General features: G+C 62.0%; 4 protein-coding genes. 1 reads left to right on the forward strand and 3 read right to left on the reverse strand.

The window, feature by feature from the left end; all coding sequences use genetic code 11:
• Window positions 1–397: 397 nt before the first annotated feature.
• The 3 genes from leuD to FLM9_RS01340 all read right to left on the reverse strand — a co-directional run bounded on the left by leuD (window position 398) and on the right by FLM9_RS01340 (window position 3856).
• A complete protein-coding gene (gene leuD / locus FLM9_RS01330; protein ID WP_074456910.1) occupies window positions 398–1000 on the reverse strand; it encodes a 3-isopropylmalate dehydratase small subunit in 603 nt (200 codons plus the stop codon).
• Window positions 997–2436, reverse strand: coding sequence for a 3-isopropylmalate dehydratase large subunit (gene leuC / locus FLM9_RS01335; RefSeq protein ID WP_074456911.1), 1440 nt, complete (start codon window positions 2434–2436; stop codon window positions 997–999). Before leuC ends, leuD begins: the two co-directional genes overlap by 4 nt.
• Window positions 2437–2497: 61 nt before the next feature.
• Window positions 2498–3856 carry an IctB family putative bicarbonate transporter gene (locus FLM9_RS01340; protein ID WP_257242945.1) on the reverse strand — a complete coding sequence of 453 codons (1359 nt, stop codon included), beginning with the start codon at window positions 3854–3856 and terminating at the stop codon, window positions 2498–2500.
• A gap of 271 nt (window positions 3857–4127) precedes the next feature.
• Here FLM9_RS01340 and FLM9_RS01345 point away from each other — a divergent pair, with 271 nt between their 5' ends.
• Complete coding sequence (locus FLM9_RS01345; protein WP_218969716.1) at window positions 4128–4382, forward strand: type II toxin-antitoxin system PrlF family antitoxin; 255 nt, start codon at window positions 4128–4130, stop codon at window positions 4380–4382.
• The last annotated feature ends 299 nt before the right edge of the window (window positions 4383–4681 follow it).

Consider the following 4681-nt stretch of genomic DNA (forward strand, 5'->3'; position numbering starts at 1 on the left):
CCAGCGACCGATACGCTTGCCGTCCTGCTTGCGCCCTAGCCGCTGACTGCCGCAATGAGGACAACAGGGTTGCTGACCCCAGCGCTGCTCTCCAGGTACCGGATACAGGCAAGAGGGGTTGGCAAAACGCTGGCGGATGCTCACCAGGTTCAGGGCTCTCCTCAGTGGGCAATCCTATTGGTCCGCCTCCCTCTCATCTTGTTAAGCCCTTGACTACTAATTCCGTTGCTACGGACAGGCGGTGAAAGGGGGTAGTCAACACAGGTATGTAAGTCCCCATCTGAACACGGTTGCCGGTCCCTGTCAACCTTTCCCGCAACTAGCTTTTCATGGTGAGAGGGCATCCTGGGCGGAAAAAAGCCCCAAGCCGGCGCCAGGGTAGTGTCCTCCTGTCCCCTTAACCAGAACTCGGGTTGAGATAGGGAAGCTGTGAGGCTGTCCGCCTCAATTCCTGCTCATGGCTGAGCAGGAGGCCTGTGGCATCCCAGCAACCATTCAGGAGCATGGTTTGGGGGCCGCTGTCGATCATCAGGGGCCAATGGTGGTCCAGCCCATGGAGTGTGGACGCTGCCAGTGTGAGGCAAAAGTGAACATGGGGCTGCTCCTGCACCACCTGCTGGACGTGTTCGATGACCTCTGTCTCCCCCCTCAGGCAGGGCATGCCCAGGGCAAGGCAGTTGCTGGCAAAAATCTCGGCAAAACTCTCCCCCACCACGGCGGCTATGCCCCAACGGCGCAGGGCCTGGGGAGCATGTTCACGGCTGGAGCCGCAGCCAAAATTGCGGTTGACCACCAAAATCCTGGCCCCTTTGTGCTCCGGGCAGTCAAAGGGATGGCATCCCCCCGCAGCCGCCCGGTCATCGGCAAAGACATGGTTGCCCAGCCCTGCAAAGCTGATGGTTTTCAGGAATCGGGCTGGAATAATGCGGTCCGTGTCAATGTCGTGGCCGTGGAGGACAATCCCCCTGCCTTCCACAGTGGTGATGGGCGCCGACGTCATTCAGTCAGGCCCCGTTCCGGTGTTTTGGTATGGCTCAACAGTGTGCGCACGTCGGTGACCACACCGCTGACGGCTGCGGCGGCCACCATGGCTGGACTCATCAGCAAGGTGCGTCCGGACGCCGAGCCCTGGCGCCCTTTGAAATTCCGGTTACTGGAACTGGCGCTCAGTTGGCGCCCCTCCAGCCGATCCGGGTTCATGGCAAGGCACATGGAGCAACCGGGCCGGCGCCACTCAAACCCTGCCTGGGCAAAGACGGCATCCAACCCCTCCGCTTCCGCGGCCCGGGCCACCTGTTGCGAACCAGGGACCACAAACGCCTTCATGCCATGGGCCACGTGTCGCCCTCTGGCCACCAGGGCCGCATCCCGTAGATCACTGAGGCGGCCGTTGGTGCAACTGCCGATAAAGCAAACATCCACAGGGGTTCCCGCAATGGGCTGCCCTGGCCGCAGATCCATGTAGCGATAGGCCTCCTGGGCCAGGGGCTCCTCTCCGGGAGGGAGCTGGTCCGGTGTGGGAACCACTTCATCCACAGCCATGGCTTGACCGGGTGTAATACCCCAGGTGACGGTGGGCGCGATCTCCCCGGCATCCACGGCCACCTCGTCGTCATAGACAGCATTCACGTCACTGGCAAGACTGCGCCACCAGGTGACGGCGCGATGCCATGCCGCCCCACGGGGGGCCTCCGGTCGGTTGTGCAGATAGTCAAAACACACCTGATCGGGGTTGACGTAGCCACAGCGCGCCCCTGCTTCAATGGCCATGTTGCACAGGGTCATGCGCTCCTCCATGGCCAAGGCGGCAACGCAACTCCCCGAAAATTCATAGGCATAGCCCATACCGGACTTCACGCCGAGACGACGAATGACGTGCAGGGCCACGTCCTTGGCAAAGACACCAGGGGTGAGGGACCCGTGAATGGAAATCCTGCGCACCTTCAATTTGTCCAGAGCCAGGCTCTGGCTGGCCAGCACGTCACGCACCTGGCTGGTGCCAATCCCGAAGGCAATGGCGCCAAAGGCGCCATGGGTCGAGGTGTGGGAATCACCACAGGCAATGGTCATGCCCGGCTGGCTCAACCCCAACTCCGGAGCAATCACATGGACAATGCCCTGTTGGCCGCTGTCAAACCCATAGAGACGCAGGCCATGGTTCGCACAGTTCTTCTCTAGGGCAGCAAGCATGGCCTCAGCCAGAGGATCGGCCAGGGGCCGGCCCTGATCCGTGGTGGGGACAATGTGATCCACCGTGGCTACAGTGCGCTCAGGATGCCGCACCTTGAGGCCCCGCTCCCCCAGCATGGCGAAAGCCTGGGGACTGGTCACCTCATGGATGAGGTGCAAGCCGATAAACAACTGGGTCTGACCACCTGGTAAATCCGCCACCCGATGCAGCGCCCAGACCTTGTCATAGAGGGTGCCTGTGCTCAAGGGGGATGATTCCGCAACCAGGGAGAATGGGAGTTAAGAATAGCACCAAACCCGCAATCCGTCAGCCAGGCGCCGGCGCCCCGCCGCCAGCGCCTCGGGCGCCATGGGTCTTCGCCTGAAGACGGTGGGGCTGGTGTGGAGTGGCCAGAAAGGCAATGCAGAGCCACCAGGTCAACTGCACTTCCGGACGCAGGAAGATGGTGTCCACCAGTCCATGGGCCCCCAGACCCACCACAGCGGCCATGACACTGATTTGGGGCCAGCGCCCCGCCTCCGTTGTTGCCGCAGCTGCCTTGAGTTGACGCAAGCCCTGACGGAGGGCATGGCAAAAGACGGCGATCCCCGCCAGCAGCCCGGCCACACCTAGCTCCACCGCCAGTTCAAGGGGCATGGAATAGGCGCTGAGGGCATTGAACAGGGGTTGTTGATACAGGGGATAGACACGATTGAAGGCATCCTGACCAGGACCAATACCGGTCCAGGGGTAATCCCGCAGCATCTGCCAGGCCGCCATCCAGACGTTGATGCGGAAGTTGACCGAGCTGTCTCCACGGCCTGCCAGAGCACTGAGGAGCCGCACCTGCAACGGCTCAAGCAGCCTCGCCATGGCCATAGCCCCCAGCAACGCCGCCAGCAGGAGACCACAAAACAAGACTGCCTGCCGCTGTCCCTGGAGCCTAGGCAGGGCAAACCAGCCCCACAACAGGATAAGGCAGACCAGGCCGGCTGCCAGACCCAGCCAGGCTCCACGGCTGTAGGTGAGCACCAGCGCCGTCCCTGCCAGCGCCACCGTCACCGCGGCGAACAGGCGACTGGGCCAGCGACGCCAATGGAGCGCAGCGCCAACGGCCAGGGGGACGATGGGGACCAGGTACCCCCCCAACAGGTTGGGGTTGCCCAAGCTACCGTACAGCCGCTCGGTGTTCAGGAGAATGGAGGCTTCGTCCGACCAGGTGGCCAGCGCCATGGCGCCCCCATGTAACTGACGCAGGGCCAGCACCGCTTCCGCCAGGCCTCCCAACAACAATCCTGCCAGAAGGGGATTCCACCAGCGCCTGCGGTGGGCAAGCAGTCGTGCGGCCAGCGCCCAGACGCCCAGGTAGAGGACCAGTTTGAGCAGCCCCCGCAGCGCCTCCCGGGGCACCGGTGAGAACCCTGTGGCCACCACGGCAACGGCCAGAAACACCAACAGCCAGCGGCCCATGCCTCCCATGGCTCCGGGGGGCTCCAGCAGGCTCCAGGACAGCCAAAGCAATCCACTCCCCAACAGCAGCAGCGCCATGCCCGGACGGCTCAGGAAGGGCAGAACGGTAAAGAGACTCAACAACAACAGCCCTGCCAGCAAGGGCAGGCGCCGCGTCAAGCGTGTGGGCTCCCACCGCCTCCCCAGACCCTGCCAGCCCAGCAGCACACTGATCACGGAATTGATCTGACTTCAGGCCCCCCATTGTTGCGCCTTGGTCAATAGCCACCCCTCCCATGCCTGCTGCTAGGATCAGGTCCCACCCGGGCTTGTGCGATGGCAAACCGACGAGCCGGGAAAGGCGTCCCCCGCATCCCCAGCATAGGGAGGAGCACAGCCTCACGCACGCAACAACGATGGTTGCTGGCGTAAAAAGTGCTCCAATGCTGGGCAGGTTTTAGGGGCGCCACGAAAAATCAACGCTTCCCCGTCCGACTTTGAGGTCCGCTTGGCTGGGTCAAGGCAAGTCTTTCAGGATGCTTCCGGAGAACAGGTTCAGCCCGTGCAGCAGGGGGAGGACCCAGCCCTGGCCCCCTTCCTTCAAACGCTGGATGACCACATCTCTGCACACCCCGAGCAGTTGCAGCCCTTGACCACGGATCTGATGGCTCACCTGGACAACCTGGCGGGGGCTATTCATGTGGACCTGGATGCTCCCCTTGAGACAGATGGTGAAGAAGATGAAGACTGCGCAAGCCTGTGAGTCACTCCCTGATTATCAATGGCTGGAGCATGTACGCCCATCCCCTGTTTCTTGGCCAGCAGGATGAGTTGATCAGAGATGTGGAGCGTCTTCCCAATGACTGGGATAGCCTTGTTGCTGAAGCAAAGGGACTTTAAAACTCGTTTGAAGATTCCAACTCCTGAAACTCTCGCTTGGGGGCTTCCTCTCTTCTGCTGAGGGAATCACTCCTTCAATTTACAGATCCTGGCCCTGGGGCACGGAACAGCCAAATACCGTCATAAGGGATGGGGCCTGTTATCTCTGAACAGCCTTTGGTC

The sequence above is a fragment of the Candidatus Synechococcus spongiarum genome, assembly GCF_900047545.1.
In the GTDB taxonomy this organism is placed as follows: domain Bacteria; phylum Cyanobacteriota; class Cyanobacteriia; order PCC-6307; family Cyanobiaceae; genus Synechococcus_B; species Synechococcus_B spongiarum_C.